Origin of the sequence: Curtobacterium sp. YC1 (genome assembly GCF_016267665.1) — a bacterium.
GTDB lineage: Bacteria > Actinomycetota > Actinomycetes > Actinomycetales > Microbacteriaceae > Curtobacterium.
On sequence record NZ_CP066341.1, the window covers coordinates 2,867,392 to 2,892,077 of the forward strand.

Sequence of the window (24,686 nt, forward strand, 5' to 3'; positions counted from 1 at the left end):
TTCGTGCGAGGGGTGGGGGCAGGTCGCAGTGTACTTCGCGGTGGGATACCAGCGCGAAACGGGGACAGCGGGCTACGCGGTGCCGTCGGCGCCCGCGTCGACCATCGTGAAGTCGTCGAACGAGAAGCCCGGCGACACCAGGCAGCTCAGCAGCACCTCGCCGTCGCCCGGGATCGTCCGCTGCCACACCCCACCGCGCACGAACGCCTGCGCGTCGTTCACCCGGTCGCGTCCGGCGTCGGGGCCCAGCGTGATCGTCGCACCGGGCTCGGGCTGCTCGCCGTCGCCACCGAGCTGCAGCTCGACGCTGTCCGGACCGTGCCACATCCAGATCTCGTCGTTCGTGACCCGGTGCCACGCGGATGCCTCGCCCGGGGGCAGCAGGAAGTGGATGAGGGTGGCGGCAGGCCGGTCCCCGGCGGGCGTCGTCACCGTGGCGGGCGACGTCCAGGTGCGGACGTACCAACCGCCTTCGGGGTGCGGTTCCATGCCGAGGGCGATCGCCCGCTTCGGCACGTCGAGCCACTCGATCAGCTCGCCGTCGACGGTGCGACGGGCGGCCATGCCGGGGCGGGGTGCGGTCTCGGTCATGATTCCTCCACAGGGATGAGGGGACGGTCGGGCGATGACGTGGGCACGCCGGTCAGCGCTCCGTCGACGGCGCGGACGATCCCGCGGATGACGGTCGCGGACGCACGGCCGGCGCCGTCCTCGACGAGTTCGGCGAGCGCGTCGGGCACGGTGCGGGCGTCGACGTCGAAGACGGCCAGGTCCGCGCGGGCCCCCACGGCGAGGTGCCCGATGCGGTCCGGTCCGACGGCGAGCCCCATCGCGTGGGCACCACCGAGGGTCGCCGCGGCGAGCAGCCGCTCGTGCAGGTCGCGGTGCCCGTAGCCCTGGGCTCGCGCGATGCGGTGCAGCGCGGTGACGTCGGCCATCAGGTCGAGGGACGGCGACGACGACAGCGAGTCGGTGCCGATCGCGATGGGGCTGCCCTCGCGCAGGTAGTCGGCGACCGGCGGCGGGTCGAGCCCGATGACGGCGTTCGACCGGGGGCAGAGCGCCACCGCGGTGCCGCGGGCACGCAGGAGCGCCCGGTCGGCGGCGGTCATGTAGACGCCGTGCGCGATGTGGCAGTCCGGCCCGAGCACGCCGAGGCGGTCGACGAACGCGGTCGCGCTGGCGCCGAAGCCGAGCGCTCGCATGGCCCGGAACGACGGCACGTTCGCCAGGTGCCAGTCGCTGGTGTGTCCGACCCCGTCGACGCCGTCGAGGCCCGGCACCGGAGCGAGTGCGATGCGTTCCCCCTCGAACGCGGCCTCGCCCAGGTGCAGGTGCAGCCGGAGCCCGCGTTGGCGGACGATGTCGGGCAGCTCGAGCAGCGGGGCGACGTCGAGCGAGTAGGGCGCGTGCGGCGAGAGGCCGGCACCGGGCGTGGTCGGGATCCGGGCGAGTTGGTCGAGCACCTGGTCGCGACCGTGCGTCTGCCAGGCGTCGTTCTCCCAGTCCATCACCTCCCAGTAGGCGATGCCGCCCAGGCCGGCGTCCTGCAGGGCGGTCGAGGCCTCGATGTCGGTGACGATGTCGGCGATGCTCGTCACGCCGGCCAGGATCGAGGCGCGGGCGCCGTCGGCGGCCTCGGCACGCCAGTCGTGCGGTTCGGCGTAGTCGACGTTGAACGCGGCGGCCCAGTCCTCGAAGCCGTCGTACTGGCGCTGGCCGACACCGGACATGCCGGTGTACTGCAGGTGCGAGTGGGCGTTCACGAGCCCGGGCAGGAGCGCCCCGCGCCACTGCCGCTCCGTGAACGGTGCACCCGACGCGGTCAGCTGGTCGACGACCCACGAGCGGTCGCCCACGTGCAGGATGCGGCCGTCCTGCACGGCGACCGCGCCGTCGGCGATCGGGGGTGCGGTCATCGGCACGACGACGCGCGCCGAGTGCACGACGACCGGGCGCGACCCGGCGCTCACGCCGGGTCCCCGAACCGGTGCGTCCGGACGTCGGGCTCGCGGTCCGCAGGCTGCTCAGGAAGGCGGACTGGGCCCACGCCGCCGGTTCCGGGCTGACGCGCCAGCGGCAGCCCGGCCGTGCCGGTGGGGAGAGGAACGGCTGGGCTCCCGAAGGCGGCGAGCGCCGCGCGGGCGGTCACCTCGTCCACCGCGGGGTCGATCGGCACGACGGCACGGTCCAGTTCGTCGCCGTGCTCGAGCAGCATCCGGACGGCCCCGAGCTGCACGGCGAACGACAGGTCCATGATCTCGACCGGGTTGCCCTCGGCCGCGGTGATGTTGATGCAGCCGCCACCGTCGAGCACGATCGGCCCGCCGTCGGCCTCCGGGAACACGAAGCGCTCGGCCTTCGGCCCCACGGGCCGGCGTTCGGCCCCGGCAGCGAGGGCGTCGTCGACGGCGACCTCCTGGTCGACCCCGCCGGCGACGGCGACCACGGCACCGTCCGCACAGGCACGGAGCACCGCGACGTCGATGGTGTCCGGCACCCCGGTGGCGCTCATCACGAGGTCGGCGTCTCGGACCGCCTCGACGAGCGGGGCCACGGCGTACCCGGCGAACCGCGCCTGCAGGGCGCGGACGGGGTCCACGTCGGCGACGGTCACCCGGAAGCCGAGGGCGGTGAGCACCAGGGCGACCCCCTCGCCGACGTGCCCGAACCCGGCGACCACCGCCGAGCCTCCCGGGACGACCCGGTGTGCACCGGACGTGAGCCCATCCACCAGGTCGAGCACCGCGAACACCGTCGACTGCCCGGTGCCGTACCGGTTGTCGAAGAACGTCTTGGTGCGGGCGTCGTTCACCGCGACCACCGGGATGCCGAGGTCACCACGCGCCGCCATGGTGCGCAGCGGGCGGAGGCCGCTCGTGGTCTCCTCGGCCGCACCGAGCATCGTCGGTAGCAGGTCCGGGCGTTCCTGGTGAGCGAGCCGGATGACGTGCGACCCGTCGTCGAGCAGGATGTGCGGCCGGGTGTCGAGCATCGCGAGGGCGAGCCGCTGCTGCTCGGGGAGCGTCGCGGTGCTGCTCGCGAACACCGTCAGACCCGCGGACCGCAGTGCGTCGGCGACGGCGTCGTCGGTCTCGTCGGCGTGGGCGTAGACGACGACCTCGGCGCCGGCGTCGCGGAGCAGCAGGCTGAGCACGGCGGTCTTCGGCTCGAGGAACATCGCGACGCCGACGCGCGTGCCGCGCAGGAGTCCGCCGTCGCGCAGTTCGGCGGCGACCGAACGGGCGACCGGCATCGAGCGGCGGGCCCAGCGCAGGCGGGCCTCGGCGGCGGGGTCGGCCTCGGGGTCCCGGCCGGTGGAGACGAGGAAGACGTCGTCGGACAGCACGGGCACGGCGAGGACGCCGGGGCGGGCGGGTGCGACGGGGCCGAAGGCGTCCTCGTCGACGGCGGGCAGGTGGCGGCCGGCGTCGACGACGACCAGGGTCGCGCCGCGGGGGCGGTCGGCGGCCTGCTCGACCGCGGCGGTCGACTCCTCCGGCGTGCCGAGGCACCAGAGCTGGTCGACGAGGTGGGGGCGGTCGGCGTGGCCGGGAGGCTCGGCGTCGTGTGCGCCGAGCGCGGTCAGCAGGTGTCGGAGGACGGCGGCGTCACGGGGGTCGCCACCGACGATGCGGAACCGCCGGGCGGCGACGAGCAGGTTCGTCGCGGCGGCGAAACGCCGGACGGCCGCCGAGGCCCACGCCAGCGTCTCGGTGTCGGGTGCTGGCGGCATGGGTCAATCGTAGGGAATACGACGAGGCCGTCCGACGTAGGGTCTGGGCATGAGCGATGCGACGACCGAGACGTTCGACAAGGTGACCATGTTCGGTGCCGACTGGTGCCGTGACTGCCGACGGTCCAAGGCGCTGCTCGACACCCTCGGCGTGGACTACGAGTACGTCGACGTCGAGCAGGACCTGTCCGCTGCCGACCGTGCCGAGGCGATCAGCGGGCGGAAGAACATCCCCGTCGTGGTGCTGCCGAACGGCAAGCACTTCGTCGAGCCGTCCGACGCCGAGCTGCGCGCCGAGCTCGAGGCCTCCGGCGCGGTCTGAGCGGCGAACGTTCGCGCCCCGCGACAGGTCACGCCGGCGACCGCCCGTGACGTGTCGCTCAGCGCGAAGAGTCGTCGAACACTCCGCCCCGGCCGGACATCGGATGAATCGGGCATGATGAGCGCGTGATCATCGACGCTCACCACCACCTGTGGGACCCCGCCGACCGGCCCTACCCCTGGATGGACGACTCGGTCGCCCCGATCCGCCGCCGGTTCGACGTGGACGACCTCCGCACCGCCACGGCGGGCACCGACGTGACGGGCACGATCGTCGTGCAGGCCGTGCACGACGCCGACGAGACGGCGTGGCTGCTCACCCAGCCCGCCCCCGTCCTCGGTGTGGTCGGGTGGGTCGACCTGACCGCGCCGGACGTCACCGAACGGATCGCCGCGGTCTCGGCGCTCCCCGGCGGCCACCGGCTGGTCGGCATCCGGCACCAGGCGCACGACGAACCGGACCCGGACTGGCTCGCCCGCGACGACGTCGCCCGCGGGGTCCGTGCACTCGCCGCGGCCGGGCTCGTGTTCGACCTGCTCGTCCGCGCCCGTGAGCACCGCGCGGCCCTCGTACTGGTCGACGCCGTGCCCGAGGCATCGTTCGTGCTCGACCACGCTGGCAAGCCCGACATCGACCACGGCGACCCCGGGTGGTCGGACCGGATGACCGACCTCGCGGCCCGACCGAACGTGGCGTGCAAGGTCTCCGGCCTGTTCACCGAGGCCGGGCCGGACTGGCGCCGCCGGCCCGTCGACCGGTACGTCCGCGCGGTGGTCGAGCACTTCGGTCCGGATCGGTCGATGGTCGGGTCGGACTGGCCGGTCTCCACCCTCGCCGCCCCGTACGACGACGTGCTGGCCCGTACGACGGCGGCGTTGGCGGACCTCGACGCGAGGGACCGGCAGGCCGCCCTGGCCGGGACCGCGCAGCGCGTGTACCTGGGTGGTCGGTCCCTTGCCGCAGGAGCACCGCAGACATAGGATGTCTGCGGCTGCAGTGGTGCGGCCGGAGAGCGAGGAACGATGAAGTTCGCACGACTCGGCCCGGTGGGCAGCGAGGTCCCCGTGGCCATAGACACCGACGGCGCGGTCCTCGACCTGCGCGGGCTCACGACCGACATCACGGGCGCGTTCCTGGCGTCCGAACCGGGGCCGGCGGCGCTCGTCCGGCAGGCCCGCGAGGCCGGCGACCTGCCCGTGCTCGACGGTGCCGAGGGACACGGTGCCGAGCGACACGGTGCTCCCGTCGCCCGCCCCGGCAAGGTCGTCTGCATCGGCCTGAACTACCGCGACCACGCGGCCGAGACCGGTGCCGAGATCCCCACCGAACCGATCGTCTTCATGAAGGACCCGATGACGGTGATCGGCCCCGACGACCAGGTGCTGATCCCCCGCGGCAGCACCAAGACCGACTGGGAGATCGAGCTGGCCGTGGTCATCGGCCGCACCGCCCGGTACTGCGCGACCGACGAGGACGCAGCAGCCTGCATCGCCGGGTACGCCATCGCCAACGACGTGTCCGAGCGTGCCTTCCAGCTCGAACGCGGCGGGCAGTGGGACAAGGGGAAGTCGTGCGAGACCTTCAACCCGCTCGGCCCGTGGCTGGTCACCCCGGACGAGGTCGACCCCGCCGCCATCCCGCTCCGCCTGACCGTCAACGGCGAGCACCGGCAGGACGGCACCACCGCCGACATGGTCTTCCGGCCGGCCGAGATCGTCCGGTACCTGTCGCAGTTCATGGTGCTGTACCCGGGCGACGTCATCAGCACCGGTACCCCGGCGGGCGTCGCCCTCGCCGGGCACGCCCCCTACCTGCGACCGGGCGACGTGGTCGAGCTCACCGCCGACGGCCTCGGATCCCAGCGCCAGACCGTCGGAGCTGCCTGATGACCGGAGCAGCCGACGCGGACCGTACGCCCGGCGCAGCGGACCCGACGACCGCACGCGCCGCCGCCAGCCACGCCGGCGTCCGCGCGATCGTCACCGGCGGCGCGTCCGGCATCGGAGCGGCGGTCGTCGCCGCCCTGCAGCAGCGCGGCGCCACGGTCGCCGCCCTCGACCTGCAGCCCGCGACCGCCGCCGGGGTCGTCTCCGTCACGTGCGACGTGGGCGACGACGCCTCGGTGCGCGCGGCCGTCGCGACCGCCGTCGACCGGCTCGGCGGCCTCGACGTGCTGGTCAACAACGCCGGCATCGGCGCGCAGGGCACCGTCGAGGACAACCCCGACGACGAGTGGCGCCGCGTGTACGAGGTCAACGTGCTCGGCGCCGTCCGGGTGTCCCGTGCCGCGCTCCCCCACCTGCGTGCCTCCGGCACCGCGAGCATCGTCAACACGTGCTCGATCGCCGCCACGGCCGGGCTCCCGCAGCGCGCGCTCTACTCCGCCACCAAAGGCGCGATCGCGGCCCTGACTCGCGCGATGGCCGCGGACCACCTGCGCGAGGGCGTCCGCGTCAACGCCGTCAACCCCGGCACCGCCGACACACCCTGGGTGGCGCGACTACTGTCGTCCGCCGACGACCCGGACGCCGAACGCGCAGCACTCGAGGCGCGACAGCCGCACGGCCGTCTGGTGCAGGCCGACGAGGTCGCCGAGGCGGTCGCGTACCTGACGAGTCCGCTCGCCCGGTCGACGACGGGTGTCGACCTGGCGGTCGACGGCGGGATGCAGGCGCTCCGGCTGCGGCCGGCCTGATGGTCGCGCACCGGCTCCGCCGCTCCGGTCCGGAGGCGCGACACCGGTATCGTCGGCACGTCCGGTCGCGCACGCGGCCGGCTCCCCAGGAGGTGGTGACGTGGCGTCGTTGACCGACGATGCGATCGCACGCATCCAGCAGATGATCGTGAGCGGCGAGCTCCAACCCGGGCAGCGCCTCCCACCCGAGAAGGAACTGAGCGAGTCGCTCGGCCTGTCGCGGAACAGCCTGCGCGAGGCGGTGAAGGCCCTCGAACTCATCCGTGTGCTCGACGTGCGACGCGGCGACGGCACCTACGTGACCTCGCTGGAGCCCGCGGTCCTGCTCGAAGCGGTGTCGTTCGTCGTCGACATGCACCACGACCGGTCGCTCGTCGACCTGCTCGAGGTCCGCCGCATCCTCGAACCGGCGTCCGCCGTGCTCGCGACCGCACGGGCCTCCGAACAGCAGATCGACGAGCTCGCCACCCTGATGCAGTCCGTCGGCGAGGACACCGGCGTCGAGGACCTCGTCGCCCACGACCTGCTGTTCCACTCCACGATCGCGGGCATCGGCGGGAACCAGTACCTGTCCGGGCTGCTCGACGCCCTGTCGAGCAAGACCGTGCGGGTACGGGTGTGGCGCGGCCTCACGCAGAACGGCTCGGTGCAGCGCACGCTCGACGAGCACGCCGCCATCGTCGAGGCGATCCGGCGTCGGGATCCGCAGCTCGTGCAGTCCCTCGTGGTGGCCCACGTCGAGGGTGTGGAGCGCTGGCTGCGGCGCTCGCTCGACTGAACCTGGCAACACGCTGAGGGGCACCGGGCAAGATCGGTGGTCGGCCCTGACTCCGGCAACCATGCCGCGGCAACCGCACCCACGAGGAGGACACCGTGCTCGGTCTCATCATCAGCTTGATCATCATCGGACTCATCGCCGGCGCCCTCGCCCGGCTCATCATCCCCGGCAAGCAGAACATCGGCATCCTCATGACGATCGTCCTGGGCATCGTCGGCTCGTTCGTCGGCGGGTTCCTCGGCTACCTGATCTTCAACCACGACGGCAACGACGGGTTCTTCCAGCCCGCCGGCATCATCGGCTCGATCATCGGTGCCGTCATCGTGCTGTTCATCTACACGCGCGTCGCCGGCCGCGGCTCGCGCCGCTAGGCACCACCGCTGCCGGTCCGACCGGCGCACCACCGGGGTCACCCCGGACCATGCATCCGCGTGGTCCGGGGTGACCTTCGTCGTGGGCGGGGTCAGCCGGCGAGCAGCTCCGCCGCGCGCAGGTCGTCCCACAGGGCGTCCGGCACCTCGGCGGCGGCCCGCGCGACGTTCGACCGCACCTGTTCCGCCGACTGGGCACCGAGCGCGATCGCGGCGACCGCCGGAGCGCGACGCGGGAACGCCAGCGCGGCCTCGGGCAGGGTGACCCCGTGCCGCTCGCAGACGTCCGCGACGGCGTTCGCCCGGGCGACGAGCGCCGCCGGTGCCGTGGCGTAGTCGTAGGTCGCGCCCGCCACGGGCCGCTCCTGGCCGAGCAGCCCCGAGTTGTAGACCCCGACGGCCACGACCGCGACGCCGAGCGATGCGCACCGCTCGACGAGCGCCGCAGCCGGCTGCTCGAGCAGCGTGTACCGGCCGGCGAGCATGACCACGTCGCAGAGCCCGGTCTCGACGGCTGCCGACAGCGCCTCGACCGAGTTCGATCCGACCCCGACCACCCGCACGACGCCCTCGTCCCGCAGCTCGGCGAGTGTCGGCAGCGCCTGGGTCAGGCCGTCCGTCAGCGAGTAGACGTCCGGGTCGTGCAGGTAGGCGACGTCGACGTGGTCGAACCCGAGGCGGCCGAGCGACTCGTCGAGCGAGCGCCGCACGCCCGACGGCGACGGGTCCCACTGCCGCACGGTGTCGTCCGGCACCGCGAACCCGCCGGAGGCCAGGTCGTCGCCGTCGCCACGACCCGGCACGAGCAGTCGTCCGACCTTGGTCGACACCAGGAACGACTCCCGCGGGCGCCCGGCGAGCGCCGCCCCGAGCCGCCGCTCGGACAGCCCGAGGCCGTAGTGCGGTGCCGTGTCGAAGCCGCGCACACCGGCGTCCCACGCTGCGTCCACCGTGGCCCGGGCGTCGTCGTCGGACACCGGCCGGAGCAGGTTGCCGATCCCGGCGCCGCCCAGCCAGAACGGCCCGCGGTCGAGCTCCTGGGCGAGGGTCGTCATGCCTGTCCTTCCAGGGTCCAGACGAGCGGGATCCCGTCGTCGTCGCCCGAGTAGTCGTCGTCCGCCTCGAGCAGGGGGTTGATCACCGCCTGCCAGTCCGCGTTGACCGGGTCGTCCGCCAGTGCGCGGCGCATCGCACGGTAGTCCTCGACCTCGATCAGGTGCACCAGGTCCTGCCCGTCGCGCCAGATGCTCCAGTTGGCCACCCCGGCTGACCGCAACCGGTCGGCCAGTGCCGGCGGGATCGCCGCGTGCGTCCGCTCGTATTCGGACTCCCGTCCGGCCCGCAGTCGGGTCCGCGAGAGGATCCGCTGCATCAGTCGCGCAGGAACAGCTCGACGACCGGCACGGCCACGTCGGGCCGCACGATCGGCAGCGTCAGGGTCAGCGTGCCGGCCGGCTGCCCGCCGAGCCCGGTGTTCTGCGCCCGGGTGCCCGGCGGGATCTCGCGGAAGTGGATCTCCGACGCGTCGTTGAGCAGCTGGGCGTAGGCGACGCGGCCGGCCAGGTCGGGCAGGTGGACGTGCTCGAACGGCCACGCGAACAGGTGCAGGTACAGCCGGTCGCCCCGCTGTGTGTACACGGTGTTCCGCGGCGCGACGAACTGCGACGGTCCGGCGCCGTACACCGAGCGGGCGTGCTGGTGCATCCACGTGCCGATGCCGTCGAGCGTCTGCCGCGAGACGCCGTCGAACTCGCCGCGGCCCGTCGGCCCGATGTTGAGCAGCATGTTCCCGTTGTTCGAGACCCCGTCGACGAGCATGCGGACGAGCATGTCGACCGGCTTCAGGTTCACGTTGTCGCGGTCGTAGCCCCACGACCCGTTCAGCGTCTGGCACGCCTCCCACGGCACGGGCGCCCCGTCGACCTCCATGGGCTTGTCCGGCTGGTACTGCTCGGGGGTGACCAGGTCGCCGGGGATGTCCAGGCGGTCGTTCACGATGATCCCCGGTTGCAGGCGCTTCGTCAGGGCGAGCAGTTCCTCGGACCCCCAGTCGTCGCGGCCCTTGCCGCCCCAGATGTCCTCGTGGTCGTTGTCCCGGTACGAGAAGTCGTAGAACAGGTAGTCGATCTGCCCGTAGCCGGTGAGCAGTTCCTCGACCTGGCCGTGCAGGTACTCGCGGTACCGGGCCATGTCCCGGCCCTCGTTGAACGCCGCGATCGCCTGCTCGCCGTCGTCGCGGCGCGGGTGCACGCCGTCGACGGTGAAGTCCGGGTGGTGCCAGTCGATGAGCGAGTGGTAGAAACCGACCCGCAGCCCCTCGGCGCGGACGGCGTCGACGAACTCGCGCACGATGTCGCGACCGAAGCGGGTGTTCGTGGACTTGTAGTCGGTGAGCGCGCTGTCCCACAGGCAGAAGCCCTCGTGGTGCTTGGTGGTGAGGACGACGTACTTCATCCCCGCCTGCCGTGCGCGTCGGGCCCAGTCGGCGGCGTCGAACAGGTCCGGGTCGAAGTGGTCGAAGTACTTCTGGTAGTCCTGATCGGTGATCCGCTCGCGGTTCTTCACCCACTCGTGCCGGGCCGGCAGGGCGTACAGGCCCCAGTGGATGAACATGCCGAACCGGTCGTGGGTGAACCAGGCGGGCAGGCCGCTCGCGTCGGTCGCGGTCTGCGGCTCTGCAGGTGCGGTGATGGTCATGAGGCGGGTTTCCTTTCGTACGGGAGGAACGGTGCGGGTGTCCGGGGCGGCCTCCGACCCGGCGTGGTCGCGACCAGGGCACGGTGTGGCCTGGTCGGCGCCGGTCGCGGGTCGGCGCCGGTCAGCGGCCGCCGAGGCCGCTGGTGACGATGCCCTTGACGAGGTGCTTCTGCAGCAGGACGAGCAGGACGACGGTCGGCAGCATCGAGATCACCGACGCGGCCATCACCAGGTTCCACTCGGACCCCTGCTGGCCGAAGAACTGCTGCAGGCCGAGCGGGATCGTGCCCCGGGCCTCGACGTCGTTGACGATGACCAGGGGCCAGAGGAACGAGTTCCAGTAGGAGATGAACGAGAAGACCGCCAGGACGGCCATCGTCGGTCGGGCGAGCGGCAGCATCACCGAGAAGAACGTGCGGATCGCGCCGGCGCCGTCCACCCGGGCCGCGTCGTCGAGCTCCTGCGGCACGGTCAGGAAGAACTGCCGCACCAGGAACGCGCCGAGTGCGGTGAACGCCCACGGGATGATGAGCGCCTGGAACGTGTCGACCCACCCGAAGCCCTGCATCATGACGTACATCGGGATCACCAGGACGTCCTGCGGGATCATCAGCGTCGCCAGGAACAGGATGAACACGGTGTTCCGCCCCGCCACCGCAGCCGTGAGAACGCGTACCCGGAGAGCACGGCGACCGCGACGTTGATCGCGGTGCCGGCCGCGGCGACGATGATCCCGTTGAGGATGAAGCGGGCGAACGGCAGGTACGTGAACGCCTGGGCGTAGTTGCCCCACTCGATCGACGACCCCCACAGCGTCGGCGGCGTCGTGAACACGTCGGCCGAGGGCTTCAGGCTCGTCGCCACCATGTAGACGAGCGGCGAGACGAACAGCAGTGCCACCAGGCAGAGCAGGACGTAGCCGATCGCGTGCCGGACGCGTCCGGTGCGCCGGTGCGGTGCGCCCGAGGTGCGGGGCAGTGCCCGCGGGTTGATCGTCCGGTTGGACGAGGTCAGCTCAGTCATAGTGCACCCACCGCTTCTGTCCGAGGAACTGGATGGCCGTGATGCCGAGGATGATCACGAACAGCACCCACGCGCCGGCCGACGCCAGTCCGAGCTGCTGCGTCTGGAAGCCGGTGTTGTAGATGTACTGCACGAGCGTCTCGGTCGCGGTGCCCGGCCCGCCCTTCGTCAGGACGAACGGTTGGACGAACACCTGGAACGACGTGATGAGCGTCATCATCGTGGCGAAGAAGATCGACGGCGAGATGAGCGGGAACTTGATCCGCCAGAACATCTGCCAGGCGTTCGCACCGTCGAGCTGCGCGGCCTCGAGCTGGTTCTCGGGCACCGAGTCGAGCGCGGCCGAGAAGATCAGCATGTTGTAGCCGAAGCCCTGCCAGACGCTCATCGCGACGACGGCGAGCATCGCCCAGTCGTCGTCCGCCAGGAAGTTCGGAGCGTTCACGCCGACCGTCGACTGCAGGGTCGCGTCGATCGCGCCCCCGGGCTGGTAGAGCATCCGCCAGACGACGACGTTCGCGACGATCGGCGTGATGGTCGGGATGAAGAACAGCACCCGGAACACGTGCCGGTGCCGGATCTTCGGCGTGAGCCAGGCGGCGAGCCCGAGCGACACGACCAGGTTGAGCGGCACGTAGAGCACGACGAACAGCACGGTGTTCAGCGTCACGGTGCGGAAGATCGGGTCGGAGAACAGCTGCGCGTAGTTCGACAGGCCGGCCCACGAACGCTCGCCGAGCATCGGCCAGTTCATGAAGCTCACGACGAGCGACGCGAGGATCGGGAACGCCGTGAAGACCACGAGTCCGATCGAGTGCGGGGCGGCGAACGCGGCGCCCCACCAGGAGCGGCGGCCGAGCTCGGCGTCGGTGCCGCCGCCCTTCCGGCGCGGCGCCGCGGCAGCGGCGACCGCGGGTGCGGCCACCGGGGCCTGTGCGGGTGGGTCCTGGATGGTGGTCATGCGACGACCTCCTCGTCGTTCGCGCGGTCCTGGTCAGGAGATGGGGCGAGGGGGAGGCACGGGGCGGGGCCGACCCGCGCCTCCCGTCCGTCACTGCGAACCGAGCTGGCTCGCGATGGACGACATGGTCTCCTTGCCCGAGGTCTGGCCGTTGACGGCCTGCAGGGCGTACTGCGCGAAGAGCTGGTTGAGCTGGTCGCTCTGCTTGTTGCCGGGCAGTGGGGTGGCGTCGTCCAGGGCGGTCTGCAGGGCGTCCTCCACCCCGTCGATGCCCGCGTTGTCGTACCAGGCCTGCTGCGCCGCGGTCCGTGCCGGGAAGGCACGGCCCTGCTCGGCGAGCGAGGTGAGCGTGGCCTCGTTCGTCATCGTGCTGATGGCCGCGAAGGCCTGCTCCGGGAACTCGCACTGCTTCGCGATGCCGAAGCCCGACCCGGCCGCGTACGAACTCGGTCCGTCGGTGCCGGACGGCATCGTCGTGATGCCGAGGTCGAACTGCACCTTGGCCTTCTGGCTGATGATCGACCACGGCCCGTCGCTGTACATCGCGACGTCGCCGGACACGAACGCGTTGTCGTCGGCCGACGGGTCGGTGCTCGCCTGCGTCGCGTAGCCGTCCTCGACCAGACCGCCGATCCAGTCGAGCCCCTCGGCGAAGTCGGCGTTCTCCGCGTCGAGTCCGCCGTCCTCGTCGATCACCCGGCCGCCGTTGTACCCGAGGATCATCGACTCGAGCGGGATGTCCTCGACGCTCGTGCCCCAGATCGGGGTGCCCGCGGCCTTGAGTTCCTCGGCGGCGGCCTCGAAGTCGTCGACCGTCCAGCCGGGCTCCGGCTCGGCGACACCGGCCTCCTCGAAGATGTCCTTGTTGTAGAACATGAGCATGGGGCCGGTGTCGTAGGGCAGCCCGTAGAGCTCGCCGTCGACCTTCATGCCGTCGAGTCCGGTCTGGTCGTACTCGCTCAGGTCGAGACCGGCCTTCTCCACCATGTCGTCGATCGGCACCAGCACGTCGGTGTAGTTCGCGGTGCGGAGCGACTGGATGCTCACGATGCACGGGGCGGTCCCCGTCGAGAGCTGGGTGCGGAGCTTCGTCCAGTAGTCGTTGAACGGTGAGCCCTGGATGGTGACGTCGACGTCGTCGTCCGTCTGCACGGTGTCGGCGACCTCCTGCCAGGCAGCCTTGTCCTCCTTGCCGGCGATCCACATCGCCCAGGTCAGGGAGTCTTCGGACTGACCGTCGCCGGCACTGCTGCCAGCGGAACAGCCGGTGAGCACGAGCGCCGCAGCTGCTGCTGCCGCGAACCCGGCGGTGAATCGTCGTTGCATCGGTGTCTCCACTTCGTCGTGGTGATCGGGATCGGGTGGGGTGTCGTACTGGTTCGGGGAACGAGCGGGTCAGGCGACGCGGACCGCGTCGGGGACCGTCTCGGTGTCGGCGGCGGCCCAGACCGGACCGTCGGGGAATGCGTGCGCGTCGAGCGACCCGGCGAGCATCTCGGTGCCGGCGCCGGGGGCGGTGGGCGGCCAGTACCGGCCGTCGTGCACGTCGACCGGTGTCACGAAGTGTTCGTGCAGGTGGTCGACGAACTCGATGCTGCGGGTGTCGAGGTCACCGGTGAGCGCGACCGCGTCGAACATCGACAGGTGCTGGACCGCCTCGCACAGGCCGACGCCGCCGGCGTGGGGGCAGACCCGGACACCGTGCTTGGCGGCGAGGAGCAATATCGCCAGGTTCTCGTTGACCCCGGCCACCCGGGTGGCGTCGATCTGCAGCACCGACGTCGCCCCGGCCTGGATGAGCTGCTTCGCGATGACGCGGTTCGCCATGTGCTCGCCCGTCGCGACCGGGATCGGGGCGATGCGCCGGGCGATCTCGGCGTGGGCGAGGATGTCGTCGGGGCTCGTCGGTTCCTCGACCCACGCGATGTCGAAGGGGCGGAGCCGGTCCACCCACGCGACCGCCTCGTCCACGTCCCACCGCTGGTTGGCGTCGATCGCGATGCGGATGTCGGGGCCCACCGTGGCGCGTGCGATGCCCATCCGGCGGACGTCCTCGTCGACGTCGCCACCGACCTTGAGCTTGATCTGCGCGAAGCCCTCGTCGACCGCCTCCCTGCAGAGCCGGGCGAGCTTGTCGTCGTCGTAGCCGAGCCAGCCCGGGGTGGTCGTGTAGGCACGGTAGCCCTCCCGCTCCAGGCGCTCGCGGCGTGCGGCACGCCGGGGTTCGGCGACGCGGAACAGCTCGAGCGCCTCGGCCGGAGTGATCGCGTCGGTCAGGTACCGGAAGTCGACCAGGTCGACGAGTTCCTCGGGGTCCAGGCCGGCGAGCAGCGCCCAGAGCGGCTGTCCCGCCCGCTTCGCGCGGAGGTCCCACAGGGCGTTCACCACGGCGCCGATCGCCATGTGCATGACACCCTTCTCGGGCCCGAGCCACCGGAGCTGCGAGTCGTGCACCATCGCACGCGACGTCCCGCCCATGTCCGCCAGGACCGCTTCGACGTCGGCACCGACCACGTGTCCGCGGAGGGCGGCGATCGCGGCCTCCTGCACCTCGTTGCCGCGGCCGATGGTGAAGACGAAGCCGGTGCCGACCAGGCCGTCCAGGGCGTCGGTGGTGATCTCGACGTAGGCGGCGGAGTAGTCGGGTGCGGGGTTCATGGCGTCGGATCCGTCGTGCTCCCGCGAGGTCGGGAACCGGATGTCGCGCACGTGCAGACCGGTGATGCGGCTCATTCGTGTCTCCTGCCGTCCGGTCTCCGTCGACCGAACGAGGCAATCAAAACATCGGATGTCTCCGCCGTCAAGAGCGCTCTGCATCCCGTTTCACCCATCTGGCCGCAGTATCCGTCCGATGAATGCGCTCGACCCGGTTCGGGTACCCCGTCCGTCCAGCGCGCGTGCCACAACGGGGCGTACGGTCCCCCGCATGACAGATGAGCACCGCACGGAGCGTCCCGAAGACGACGCAGCACGGCTCGGTCTCATCGTCGTCGGCGAGGCAGCAGCACTGCACTCCGGTGACGAGGCAGCACTGGACGCGAGCGAACAGAACATCCGCGACACCATCGACGAGCTGGTCGACGAGCCCCTGACCCCGCGTCAGGAGGAGGTCGTCGAACGACTCGCCGCGGCCGGCGGTACCCTGACCGCTGGCCTCAGTGGCGCGCTCGCCGCACAGAGCGGGCGACCCGTGGACGACGTCCTCGAGGGTGCGGCGCGCAGCGTGGTCTGGCAGCAGCGCCTGGCGAACGAACGTGACGACGCCGACGCCGACGCCGACTCAGCGCACCGCGAGGACGCCACGCAGCGCGAGGACGGCCCGCAGCGCGAGGACGCCGGTGGTCAGCAGCGCGATCGCCGCGACGAGAACGGGCGCGCCGAGGGCTGACCCCCGCCGCGCCCGCCAGGTCCGGCGGAGCGCCTACTCGGTCGCGTCCGCCTGCTCGCGCACGACCGCGCGGGCGGCAGCCTGCCCGGTCGTGGTGCTCTTCACGATGTCGCTCAGTGTGAAGCCCGCGGTGGTGCCGAGCAGCGCGTCGACCTCGCTGAACTGACTGACGACACTCTTCGACAGCGCGCCCGCACCGTCGGACGACACGACCGTGAGCTTGTCGATGTTGCCCATCGGGGCCGCGAGCTCGCGGGCGATGCTCGGCAGCGTCTCGATGGCCTTGACCCGCAGGACGGCCTCGGAGTGCTGGGCCAGGGCGTCCGCCTGGGCCTTCGTGGCGTCGGCCTCGGCCTGACCCTTCGCGCGGATCGCGTCGGCCGCGGCCTGCCCCTCGGCCCGTGAGGCGTCGGCGGCGAGCTTGCGGGCCTCGGACTCGGCCTGGGCCTCGGCGGCGATCGCCTCGGCGGAGATCCGCCGGGCTTCGGCCTGGGCGCGGGCGGTCTCGACCTGCGCTGCGGCGGCAGCCTCGGCCTCGACGCGGGTCTTGCGCGCCTGCGCCTCGGCCACGGCGGAGACCTCGGACTCCAGTTCGGCACGACGCAGTTCCGCACGCTTCTGCGCGGTCAGCTGCTCCTGCTCGACGACGCCCTGAGCGGCGCGGGCCTGGGCCAGCGGGCCGGCGGCGGCCGCCTCGGCGGAAGCGCGGTCGGCGTCGAGCTGCAGGGCCGCACGACGGATGGCCAGGGTGTTCTCGGCCTCGGCGATCGCCTGGTCGGCGGTCGCACGGGCCTCGCGGGCTTCGCGGTCGGCCTGCGCTTCGGCGTTCTCGGCCTCGAGCCGCACCCGCGCACGCTCGGCACGGCCGAGGTCGCTGATGTACTCGTTGCGGTCCGAGATGCCCTTGATCTCGAACGAGTCGACGTCGAGACCCTGGCTGTGCAGCGCGTCCTGCGCGACGGTGAGCACGGCGACGGTCAGCTGGTCGCGGTTCCGGATGATCGTCGACACGTCGGTCGCACCGATCGAGGCGCGGAGAGAACCGGACAGGACCTCGCGCGCGAAGTCGTCGATCTTCTTCTCCTGCCCGAGGAAGCGCTGCGCGGCGGCGCGGATCGACGAGTCGGCCTCGCCGACCTTGACGAGCGCCACCGCCTCGACGTCGATCGTCACGCCCCGGGAGTCCTGCGCGTTCACGTTGATGTCGATCGCGCGCGAGCTCAGCGACAGCTTCGCGACCTTCTCGAAGAACGGGCGCACGAGCACACCCGCCCCGAGCACGACCTTGATGCCGGACTCGACGGTCTCGGTGCCGTCCGCGTTCTTCACCTTGCGCGAGCGCTTGCCCGTGATGATGAGGGCTTCGTCGGCGCCGGCGTTGCGGTACACGACCTTGGCGTAGATGAGCGCCACCACGGCGAGGACGATGATCCCCACGATGATCAGCGGGACGGCTCCGAGCGCGAACAGGACTTCCATGACTCCCCCTTGCGGCCCAGGCGTCAGCCTGGATTCCGTATCTGTCGTACTGTCGCTCCCATCCTAGGAGAGCGCCCGGACAGACAGGAGGCCGGGGTCGCGTCACGCGCTCACGCGCTCACGCGCCGGCGCGCCACCAGTCGTCGGAGGGCGTCGCCGGCACCCGGCGCTTGTGCTCGGTCGCGCGGTACCGCGCCTCGATGGCCTCGGCGACCTCGACCGGCACGTCGTGCCCCTGCAGGTAGGCGTCGATCTCGGCATAGGTGAGCCCGAGGTTCGCCTCGTCGGTCTGGCCGGGCAGCTCGTCGAGCAGGTCGGCGGTCGGCGCCTTCTCGTACAGTCGGGCGGGCGCCCCGAGGTGCTCGAGCAGCTGGCGCCCCTGGCTCTTGGTGAGGCCGGTGAGCGGGGTGAGGTCGACGCCGCCGTCGCCGTACTTGGTGAAGAAGCCGGTGACCGCCTCGGCCGCGTGGTCGGTCCCCACGACGAGCAGGCCGCGCTGACCGGCCACGGCGTACTGCGCGACCATGCGCATGCGCGCCTTGACGTTGCCCTTGACGAAGTCGCTCAGCTCGACGCCCGACGCGGCGGTGTCCTGCACGACGCCGTCGACACCGTGCTCGATGTTCACGGTGATTCCGGGGTCGGCGGCGATGAACTGCAGGGCGAGCTGCGCGTCGTCCTCGTCGGCCTGCACCCGGTACGGCATGCGCACGGTGGTGAACTCGGCCGGGTGCCCCTCGGCGCGGAGCGACTCGACGGCGAGCTGCGTCAGCCGACCGGCGAGGGTGGAGTCCTGGCCGCCGCTGATGGCCAGGAGGTACCCCTTCGCGCCGGTCGTGCGCAGGTAGTCGCGGAGGAACCCGACACGACGGGCGACCTCCTGCTCCGGGTCGATGGTCGGCTGGACGTCGAGGTCCGCTGCGATGGCGGCTTGGAGTTCACGCACGATCCCAGTATCGCGCCGATCGGGCTCCCCTGACCGGAACCGGCCTGAACGGTCTCCTGCGGACTCGTCGTTGACAGTTTGATCTCTAACAGTTAGCGTTCTGATCATGCAGGCACCGGATCTCACCACCCCGCTCGAACTCATGAGGTGGATCGGCTGGGCACAGCGCAAGGCGGCCGACGAGTGGGTCCGGTCGCGCGACCTCACCCGCGAGCAGTCGTTCGTGCTCGGGTACCTGCAGCAGAACCCCGGCGCGATCCAACGGGACATCGCCGAGGTCACCCGGACCAGCGCGGCCAGCGTCTCGAGTCTCCTGCAGGGACTCGAGCGGCGTGGCCTGGTCGAACGACGGACGGACGCCGCGAACGGTCGGACGAAGACGGTGCACGCCACCCCGGCGGGCATCGACCTCATCGCCGGCTTCACCGACGCGATGGTCGCCCTCGACGACTCCCTGCTCGCGCCGCTCGACGCGGACGAGCGCGCCACCCTGCGGCGCCTGCTGCAGAAGGTGACCGCGGAACTCGCCCCGCCGAGCCGCTAAGGCACGACGACCGCACCACCCGCTCGACGTCCCCACACCACCCGCCAGCACCTCCCGCTCGACGCACCCGCACCACCCGCCAGCACCTCCCGCTCGACGCACCCGCACCACCCGCTCGACGCTCCACGCGCCCGCCAGCCCGATCCGCCGGCGCGCCCGCACGGGCCGGCAGCCGCCGACCGTGCCGCCCGCGACCCGCCCCGTCCGCCGCGCTCCCGCGTGGCCCCGCCGGTCGCGCGCTCCACCCTGCCGTGCCGGCGTCCGTCGGCGCGCCCACCGCCATGCCCGGAAGGGAACCGCCATGAGCACCACCAACGCCCCCACCCCCTCGACCGCCGCGGCGACGAACCGCTGGTACCTGTCCGCCGCCCCCATCGCCAGGGCGCTCGTGCACCTGTGCGTGCCGATGGCCGCCGCGATGGTGGTCAGCGCCCTGTACAACGTGATCAACGCGGGCTTCATCGGCGCGCAGCACGACACCTCCCTGCTCGCCGCCATCACCTTCGGCACGCCCCTGCTCGGTCTGGTCATGGCGGTCGGCGGCGTGTTCGGCGTGGGCGGCAGCGCCCTGATGTCCCGGTTGCTCGGGGCCTCCGAGCACGACCCCGACGCGGCACGGCAGATCAAGCACGTCGCCTCGTTCGCGCTCTGGGGAGCCGTCGTCACCGGCGCCGTGCTCGGGACCGTCGGGCTCGTGCTGCTGCGGCCGCTCGTCGCCGTCCTCGGGGCGGACACCGCCGCGGTCCCCGCCACCAGCGAGTACGTCGCCGTGATGCTCGCGTTCGTCCCCGTGCTCGCCGCGTCCTTCGCCCTCGAACAGATCGTGCGCTCCGAGGGGGCCGCCCGCCAGGCGATGATCGGCCTCGTCCTGTCCACGGTCGGCAACCTGGTGTTCGACGTCCTGTTCATCCTGGTGCTGCACTGGGGCGTCGGCGGCGCCGCCCTGGCCGTGGGGCTGGCGAACGTGGTCACGATCGCCTACTGGGTGACGTGGCTGCAGCGGCACAGCGAGAACGTCAGCTTCGCGCCGAGGTGGTTCACCCTGCGCCGGGACGTGCTCGGACCCGTGTTCGGCATCGGTGTCGGTGAACTGCTGCAGTCCGCGTTCCTCATCGTCACGACGCTCGTGCTCAACAACCTCGCCGCCGCCTACGGCGACGACCCGCTCGCCGCGATGGGTGTCGCGGTCCGCATCGCCCAGGTGCCCGAGTTCCTCGTGATGGGCGTGACCATCGGCGTGCTGCCCCTGCTGGCGTACGCGTTCGGCGCGGGGGACGCAGCCCGGCTCCGGGCGGCACTGCGGGCGGCGGCCGTCACCGTCGGAGCGATCGTGCTCCTGTTCTCCGGCACCGTGTTCGTCCTGCGCGAGCAGGTCTTCACGATCTTCTTCGGCGACCACGCGGTCCTCGCGGTCGGTCTGACGATCCTGACGGCACAGCTCGTGGCCACCGTGGTGAACGGCTTCACGGGGCTGCTCACCTCGCTGTTCCAGGCGACCGGGATGGTGCTGCCCGCCATGGTGCTGTCGCTGGCGCAGGGGGTGCTGTTCGTCCCGATCGTCATCGTCGGCAACGTGTGGTTCGGTCTCGCCGGGATCATCTGGGCGCTCACCGTCACCGAGGTCGTGGTCTTCGTCGCGGCCGTCACGCTCTGGCTGGCGACGCGTGGCAGGATCGCCCGCGGTCTGGCCGAGGGCAGCGAGGCCCGCGCCGACGCGGCACTCGAAGCCGCCCCCGCGGGGTGATCCCGGCCGCCTGGACGACCGGCGCTCCGTGAGCAGGAATGGTCGGGTCCGCCTGGGCGACCCGACCGTTCCTGCTCACGGAGTGCGCTGCGCCGGGGTCACGCGCTGCGGGCGCGGCGGACCAGGAGCACGACGACGGCGCCGGCCGCCAGGACGGCACCCACCCCGAGGGCCAGCCCCACGGCCGGGGCGATGCCCGACGACGACGGTGCCCCGTCGGATGCTCCGGTCGCGCTGGCCGTCGCCGTGGCGCTCGACGTGGGAGCGGTGCTCGGCGTCGGCATGGCCGTCGCGCTCGGAGATGGTGCGGCAGCAGCAGCAGGTCGGTAGTCGAACGCGAGCGTGCCCTCGATCGGGTGGCCGTCCGGCGAGACGTACCGCCAGAGCACCGAGTAGGCCCCGCGCTCCAGGTCGACCGCACGGCTCATGGTCGTGCCCGACACCGTCACGGCACCGGAGGCGACGTCGGTGCCGTCCGCGTCCGTCACCTGGATCCGCAGACCGGCGTCGAGCCCGGCGAGCGGCGCCTCGGAGAAGGTCAGGTCGACGCTGTCGAGCGGTTCGGTGAGGACCGCTCCGTCGGTGGGGCTGCTGCTCGTCAACGTCGAGTGGGCTGAGGCCGGCTGGACCCCGACGGACGTCAGCAGACCAGCCGCCACGATCGCCAGTGCCGCCGCGGTGGTCCGGGCTGTACGCATGGACAGAACCTACACGCGCCCCGGCATCGGCTGTCGGCGGGTCAGATCTGCTCGCCGAGGAAGTCGGCGTAGGACGGCTCGTACCGGGTGTCGCCCGCGCTGACGAGCTGCTGGTCGGAGCCCTCGAGGCGTTCGGCCACGAGCGCGGCGAGGTCTTCGGGTGAACGGAGTCCGTGGCGGTGCCAGTCGTTCGGCATTCTGGGGGTCATCGTGACCACCCCTTCATCGAGATGATGCGCATCTCGGTTCCGACCGGGTCGGCCCGCTGTGCCAGACCCCACAGGACGTGGGGAGCATCGTGACGACGGGACCGTGATCATCGACCCGGTGCTGCAACGCTATGGGCTGGACACCGCCGCGTCGAACGCAGTGCGCTTCTCGGCCGACCGGCCGACGACGGACGGGAGGCACGGCGCCAGCTGGCACCGTGCCTCCCGTCCGCAGGTGGTCGCGCCCAGGGCGCGCGCCCGTCCGCTCAGTCGGTGCCGGAGTCGAAGGCTGCGCCCTCGGACGCCAGGTCGGTCCGGCGGCCGAGCGCGTCCTCGGCGTCCGACGCGACGATCGCGCCGCCCAGGATCTCCTCGGCCTCGCCCGCCTCGAGCTGTCCGACGAGCTCGCCCGTCGCACCGCCGATGAGACCGGCCGCGTGGTACTGCTCGAGCCGCGAGCGGGAGTCGGCGATGTCGAGGTTCCGCATCGTGAGCTGCCCGATGCGGTCGTCGGGGCCGAACGCGGCGTCGCCGACGCGCTCCATCGACAGCTTGTCCGGGTGGTACGACAGTGCCGGGCCGGTGGTGTCGAGGATCGTGTAGTCGTCCCCGCGGCGCAGACGCAGCGTGACCTCGCCCGTGACGGCGGAGGCGACCCAGCGCTGCAGCGACTCGCGGAGCATGAGCGACTGCGGGTCGAGCCAGCGGCCCTCGTACATCAGGCGCCCGAGCCGGCGGCCCTCGTTGTGGTACGACGCCACCGTGTCCTCGTTGTGGATCGCGTTGAGCAGGCGCTCGTACGCGATGTGCAGCAGGGCCATGCCCGGTGCCTCGTAGATGCCGCGGCTCTTCGCCTCGATGATGCGGTTCTCGATCTGGTCGGACGCACCCAGGCCGTGGCGGCCGCCGATGGCGTTCGCCTCGTAGACCAGCGCGACGGCGTCGGTGTACTCGACGCCGTTGATCGCGACCGGACGGCCGGCCTCGAAGCGGACGCTCACGACCTCCGTCGCGACCTCGACGTCGTCACGCCAGGCGGCGACGCCCATGATCGGCTCGACGATGTCCAGGCCGCTCGACAGCTCTTCGAGACTCTTCGCCTCGTGCGTCGCGCCCCAGATGTTCGCGTCGGTCGAGTAGGCCTTCTCGGTGGAGTCGCGGTACGGGAACCCACGGGCGACGAGCCACTCGCTCATCTCCTTGCGGCCGCCGAGCTCCTCGACGAACTCCGCGTCGAGCCACGGCTTGTACACGCGCAGCCGCGGGTTCGCCATCAGGCCGTAGCGGTAGAACCGCTCGATGTCGTTGCCCTTGTAGGTGGAGCCGTCGCCCCAGATGTCGACGCCGTCCTCCTTCATGGCGCGCACGAGCATCGTGCCCGTGACCGCGCGGCCGAGCGGCGTCGTGTTGAAGTAGGTCTTGCCGCCGGAGCGGATGTGGAACGCACCGGTCTGCAGGGCGACCAGGCCCTCTTCCACCAGGGCGCTCTTCGCGTCGACCAAGCGGGCGATCTCGGCCCCGTACTCGTGTGCGCGGCTCGGGACGGCGTCGATGTCCGGCTCGTCGTACTGACCGATGTCGGCCGTGTACGTGCAGGGGATCGCCCCCTTCTCGCGCATCCAGGCAACGGCGCAGGAGGTGTCGAGACCCCCTGAGAACGCGATGCCGACTCGTTCGCCGACGGGGAGACTGCTCAGGACCTTGGACACGGGTCAATCGTACGGGGCCAGCGGGCCGCACTACCGTCCGGGTCGACGGTTGTGGAGAACCGGCGCTGACCGCCGCCCCGCCCTCTTCCGTTCTCGCACGCCGCGCCTATATACGCGGTTCCGCGGCGCGTCTAGCCCCGAACCGCAACTTGGCAATTCCTAAACGAATCCTGAGCGCATGCTTACGGCGCAGGCACTCGTCTGCACCAACAGGAAGAAGTCCACGTGACGAACGCACCGCACACCGCTCGAACCGTCGAGACCCGTCGCACCGTCTGGTCCGAGACGAAGTCGGCCCTCAAGACGACCGAGTTCTACGCCTGGCTCGTCGTGTCCATCGCGATCCTCATCGCCGCAGCCGTGACCGACGACGGCGAGGACGGCCAGCGCTTCGGTGCGGACCACGCCTGGATGTACGTCGCCATCGTGACCGCGGCCTACGTCATCAGCCGTGGCATCGCCAAGGCAGGCACCCGCCACGACGACCACCAGGACGACGACCGCTCGTAGTCCGGGCCCCATCGAGCCGCCACTGCCTCACGGGGCAGGGCGGCTTCTTGCTGTCCGCCCGCACCCGCTCGGCGACGGCTCCGCCGCCGAGGCGCGCGGGTCACACCGTCACGGTGCCCCTGGAGGGATTCGAACCCCCAACCGTTTCCTTAGGACGGAACTGCTCTTCCATTGAGCTACAGAGGCTGGCCCGTCCACTCTAGCGGCGCACGATCGCACCAGCGCGACCCCGCGACGGACGGGAGGCCCGGGAAGACGCCGCCAGGGGCCTCCAGTCCGCCACCGGGTGAGCAGAAGACGACGGGTCGCCATCCGCGACCCGTCGTCTTCTGCGCACTGGGTGCGCCGCTACGCGGCCACGAGGTACTCGTCCCACTCGGCCTGCGGGCGCTCGATGCCGCGCACGACCCACGAGGCGCCGTGCGGGACCTTCGGACGGAACCGGAGTCGCCACCCCATCTCCTGCGGGGTGCGGTCGCCCTTCGTGTTGTTGCACGCGAGGCAGCAGGCCACGAGGTTCTCCCACGAGTCCTGCCCGCCCCGCGACCGCGGCTGCACGTGGTCGATCGTGGTCGCGTGGCGGTCGCAGTACGCACAGTGGTTGCCGTCGCGGCGCAGGACGCCGCGGCGCGACACCGGCACGAGCCTCGAGTGCGGGATCCTGACGTAGCGGGTCAGGATGATGACGGACGGACGGTCGTAGGTCGACGTCGAACCGGTGACCGGGTGGTCGAGGTCGGCGGCGATGATGGCGGCCTTCTGGTTCATGACCAGCACGAGGGCCCGACGGTCCGAGATCACCGCGAGGGGCTCGTAACCGGCGTTGAGGACGAGAGTGCGCATGGGTTCCCTTTCCGTCGTGCCTGGACGGCTTCC

General features: G+C 71.7%; 27 protein-coding genes and 1 tRNA gene. 10 read left to right on the plus strand and 18 right to left on the minus strand.

What is annotated here, in order from left to right:
* Positions 1 to 72: 72 nt before the first annotated feature.
* From I8920_RS13490 to I8920_RS13500, 3 genes are read right to left on the minus strand one after another with little or no spacing between them, the layout of a single operon-like run.
* Complete coding sequence (locus tag I8920_RS13490) at positions 73 to 591, minus strand: cupin domain-containing protein (RefSeq protein ID WP_232832748.1); 519 nt, start codon at positions 589 to 591, stop codon at positions 73 to 75.
* Complete coding sequence (locus tag I8920_RS13495; protein WP_225559138.1) at positions 588 to 1,973, minus strand: amidohydrolase family protein; 1,386 nt, start codon at positions 1,971 to 1,973, stop codon at positions 588 to 590. Before I8920_RS13495 ends, I8920_RS13490 begins: the two co-directional genes overlap by 4 nt.
* Positions 1,970 to 3,736: an adenosylhomocysteinase gene (locus I8920_RS13500; protein WP_198656813.1), complete on the minus strand. Its 1,767-nt coding sequence runs from the start codon at positions 3,734 to 3,736 to the stop codon at positions 1,970 to 1,972. Before I8920_RS13500 ends, I8920_RS13495 begins: the two co-directional genes overlap by 4 nt.
* A gap of 49 nt (positions 3,737 to 3,785) precedes the next feature.
* On the opposite strand from I8920_RS13500, the gene I8920_RS13505 reads away from it, so the two are divergent.
* From I8920_RS13505 to I8920_RS13530, 6 genes are all read left to right on the plus strand, one after another.
* Positions 3,786 to 4,058 (plus strand): glutaredoxin family protein, encoded by a 273-nt coding sequence (locus tag I8920_RS13505; RefSeq protein ID WP_198656814.1) that lies wholly within the window; start codon positions 3,786 to 3,788, stop codon positions 4,056 to 4,058.
* Between the two features lie 125 nt (positions 4,059 to 4,183).
* Positions 4,184 to 5,038, plus strand: coding sequence for an amidohydrolase family protein (locus I8920_RS13510; protein ID WP_198656815.1), 855 nt, complete (start codon positions 4,184 to 4,186; stop codon positions 5,036 to 5,038).
* A gap of 42 nt (positions 5,039 to 5,080) precedes the next feature.
* Positions 5,081 to 5,944, plus strand: coding sequence for a fumarylacetoacetate hydrolase family protein (locus I8920_RS13515; RefSeq protein WP_198656816.1), 864 nt, complete (start codon positions 5,081 to 5,083; stop codon positions 5,942 to 5,944).
* Entirely contained in the window at positions 5,944 to 6,753 is an 810-nt protein-coding gene (locus I8920_RS13520; RefSeq protein WP_198656817.1) for an SDR family NAD(P)-dependent oxidoreductase, read from the plus strand. The genes I8920_RS13515 and I8920_RS13520 overlap by 1 nt, the downstream gene beginning before the upstream one ends.
* 100 nt (positions 6,754 to 6,853) lie before the next feature.
* The gene (locus I8920_RS13525; protein ID WP_198656818.1) at positions 6,854 to 7,531 is read left to right on the plus strand and encodes a FadR/GntR family transcriptional regulator; all 678 of its coding nucleotides are present in this window, start codon (positions 6,854 to 6,856) and stop codon (positions 7,529 to 7,531) included.
* A gap of 95 nt (positions 7,532 to 7,626) precedes the next feature.
* Positions 7,627 to 7,902, plus strand: a complete 276-nt coding sequence (locus I8920_RS13530; RefSeq protein ID WP_056071734.1) for a GlsB/YeaQ/YmgE family stress response membrane protein — start codon at positions 7,627 to 7,629, stop codon at positions 7,900 to 7,902.
* 92 nt (positions 7,903 to 7,994) lie between these two features.
* On the opposite strand, the gene I8920_RS13535 is transcribed toward I8920_RS13530, so the two are convergent.
* From I8920_RS13535 to I8920_RS13570, 8 genes are all read right to left on the minus strand, one after another.
* The gene (locus tag I8920_RS13535) at positions 7,995 to 8,957 is read right to left on the minus strand and encodes an aldo/keto reductase (protein WP_198656819.1); all 963 of its coding nucleotides are present in this window, start codon (positions 8,955 to 8,957) and stop codon (positions 7,995 to 7,997) included.
* Positions 8,954 to 9,274: an L-rhamnose mutarotase gene (locus I8920_RS13540; RefSeq protein ID WP_198656820.1), complete on the minus strand. Its 321-nt coding sequence runs from the start codon at positions 9,272 to 9,274 to the stop codon at positions 8,954 to 8,956. The genes I8920_RS13535 and I8920_RS13540 overlap by 4 nt, the downstream gene beginning before the upstream one ends.
* A complete protein-coding gene (locus I8920_RS13545; RefSeq protein WP_198656821.1) occupies positions 9,274 to 10,599 on the minus strand; it encodes an alpha-L-fucosidase in 1,326 nt (441 codons plus the stop codon). The genes I8920_RS13540 and I8920_RS13545 overlap by 1 nt, the downstream gene beginning before the upstream one ends.
* A 121-nt stretch (positions 10,600 to 10,720) precedes the next feature.
* Complete coding sequence (locus I8920_RS13550) at positions 10,721 to 11,236, minus strand: carbohydrate ABC transporter permease (RefSeq protein ID WP_198656822.1); 516 nt, start codon at positions 11,234 to 11,236, stop codon at positions 10,721 to 10,723.
* Positions 11,209 to 11,622, minus strand: a complete 414-nt coding sequence (locus tag I8920_RS13555) for a carbohydrate ABC transporter permease (RefSeq protein WP_198656823.1) — start codon at positions 11,620 to 11,622, stop codon at positions 11,209 to 11,211. Before I8920_RS13555 ends, I8920_RS13550 begins: the two co-directional genes overlap by 28 nt.
* The gene (locus I8920_RS13560; protein WP_198656824.1) at positions 11,615 to 12,583 is read right to left on the minus strand and encodes a carbohydrate ABC transporter permease; all 969 of its coding nucleotides are present in this window, start codon (positions 12,581 to 12,583) and stop codon (positions 11,615 to 11,617) included. The genes I8920_RS13555 and I8920_RS13560 overlap by 8 nt, the downstream gene beginning before the upstream one ends.
* A 90-nt stretch (positions 12,584 to 12,673) precedes the next feature.
* Positions 12,674 to 13,909 (minus strand): ABC transporter substrate-binding protein, encoded by a 1,236-nt coding sequence (locus tag I8920_RS13565; protein ID WP_232832749.1) that lies wholly within the window; start codon positions 13,907 to 13,909, stop codon positions 12,674 to 12,676.
* Between the two features lie 69 nt (positions 13,910 to 13,978).
* Positions 13,979 to 15,316, minus strand: coding sequence for an enolase C-terminal domain-like protein (locus I8920_RS13570; RefSeq protein WP_198656826.1), 1,338 nt, complete (start codon positions 15,314 to 15,316; stop codon positions 13,979 to 13,981).
* Between the two features lie 193 nt (positions 15,317 to 15,509).
* Between I8920_RS13570 and I8920_RS13575 the strand changes: the two genes are divergently transcribed.
* Positions 15,510 to 15,971 (plus strand): hypothetical protein, encoded by a 462-nt coding sequence (locus I8920_RS13575; protein ID WP_198656827.1) that lies wholly within the window; start codon positions 15,510 to 15,512, stop codon positions 15,969 to 15,971.
* A gap of 33 nt (positions 15,972 to 16,004) precedes the next feature.
* Here the strand turns inward: I8920_RS13575 and I8920_RS13580 are convergent, their stop codons facing one another.
* Both I8920_RS13580 and nadE read right to left on the minus strand, forming a co-directional pair.
* Positions 16,005 to 17,450, minus strand: a complete 1,446-nt coding sequence (locus tag I8920_RS13580; RefSeq protein WP_198656828.1) for an SPFH domain-containing protein — start codon at positions 17,448 to 17,450, stop codon at positions 16,005 to 16,007.
* 118 nt (positions 17,451 to 17,568) lie between these two features.
* Positions 17,569 to 18,396: an ammonia-dependent NAD(+) synthetase gene (gene nadE, locus I8920_RS13585; protein ID WP_198656829.1), complete on the minus strand. Its 828-nt coding sequence runs from the start codon at positions 18,394 to 18,396 to the stop codon at positions 17,569 to 17,571.
* A 106-nt stretch (positions 18,397 to 18,502) separates the two neighbouring features.
* Between nadE and I8920_RS13590 the strand changes: the two genes are divergently transcribed.
* Both I8920_RS13590 and I8920_RS13595 read left to right on the plus strand, forming a co-directional pair.
* Positions 18,503 to 18,940 carry a MarR family winged helix-turn-helix transcriptional regulator gene (locus I8920_RS13590; RefSeq protein ID WP_198656830.1) on the plus strand — a complete coding sequence of 146 codons (438 nt, stop codon included), beginning with the start codon at positions 18,503 to 18,505 and terminating at the stop codon, positions 18,938 to 18,940.
* A 301-nt stretch (positions 18,941 to 19,241) separates the two neighbouring features.
* Positions 19,242 to 20,684 carry an MATE family efflux transporter gene (locus I8920_RS13595; protein ID WP_198656831.1) on the plus strand — a complete coding sequence of 481 codons (1,443 nt, stop codon included), beginning with the start codon at positions 19,242 to 19,244 and terminating at the stop codon, positions 20,682 to 20,684.
* Positions 20,685 to 20,782: 98 nt separating this feature from the next.
* On the opposite strand, the gene I8920_RS13600 is transcribed toward I8920_RS13595, so the two are convergent.
* From I8920_RS13600 to argG, 3 genes are all read right to left on the minus strand, one after another.
* Positions 20,783 to 21,382: a copper resistance CopC family protein gene (locus I8920_RS13600; protein ID WP_198656832.1), complete on the minus strand. Its 600-nt coding sequence runs from the start codon at positions 21,380 to 21,382 to the stop codon at positions 20,783 to 20,785.
* Positions 21,383 to 21,423: 41 nt separating this feature from the next.
* Entirely contained in the window at positions 21,424 to 21,591 is a 168-nt protein-coding gene (locus I8920_RS13605; protein ID WP_198656833.1) for a hypothetical protein, read from the minus strand.
* 266 nt (positions 21,592 to 21,857) lie between these two features.
* The gene (gene argG / locus I8920_RS13610) at positions 21,858 to 23,300 is read right to left on the minus strand and encodes an argininosuccinate synthase (protein ID WP_198656834.1); all 1,443 of its coding nucleotides are present in this window, start codon (positions 23,298 to 23,300) and stop codon (positions 21,858 to 21,860) included.
* 225 nt (positions 23,301 to 23,525) lie between these two features.
* Here argG and I8920_RS13615 point away from each other — a divergent pair, with 225 nt between their 5' ends.
* Positions 23,526 to 23,810: a hypothetical protein gene (locus tag I8920_RS13615; RefSeq protein WP_198656835.1), complete on the plus strand. Its 285-nt coding sequence runs from the start codon at positions 23,526 to 23,528 to the stop codon at positions 23,808 to 23,810.
* Positions 23,811 to 23,924: 114 nt separating this feature from the next.
* Here the strand turns inward: I8920_RS13615 and I8920_RS13620 are convergent.
* Positions 23,925 to 23,996 (minus strand) — tRNA-Arg (locus tag I8920_RS13620).
* A gap of 162 nt (positions 23,997 to 24,158) precedes the next feature.
* Entirely contained in the window at positions 24,159 to 24,653 is a 495-nt protein-coding gene (locus I8920_RS13625; RefSeq protein ID WP_198656836.1) for an HNH endonuclease, read from the minus strand.
* Positions 24,654 to 24,686: the final 33 nt, after the last annotated feature.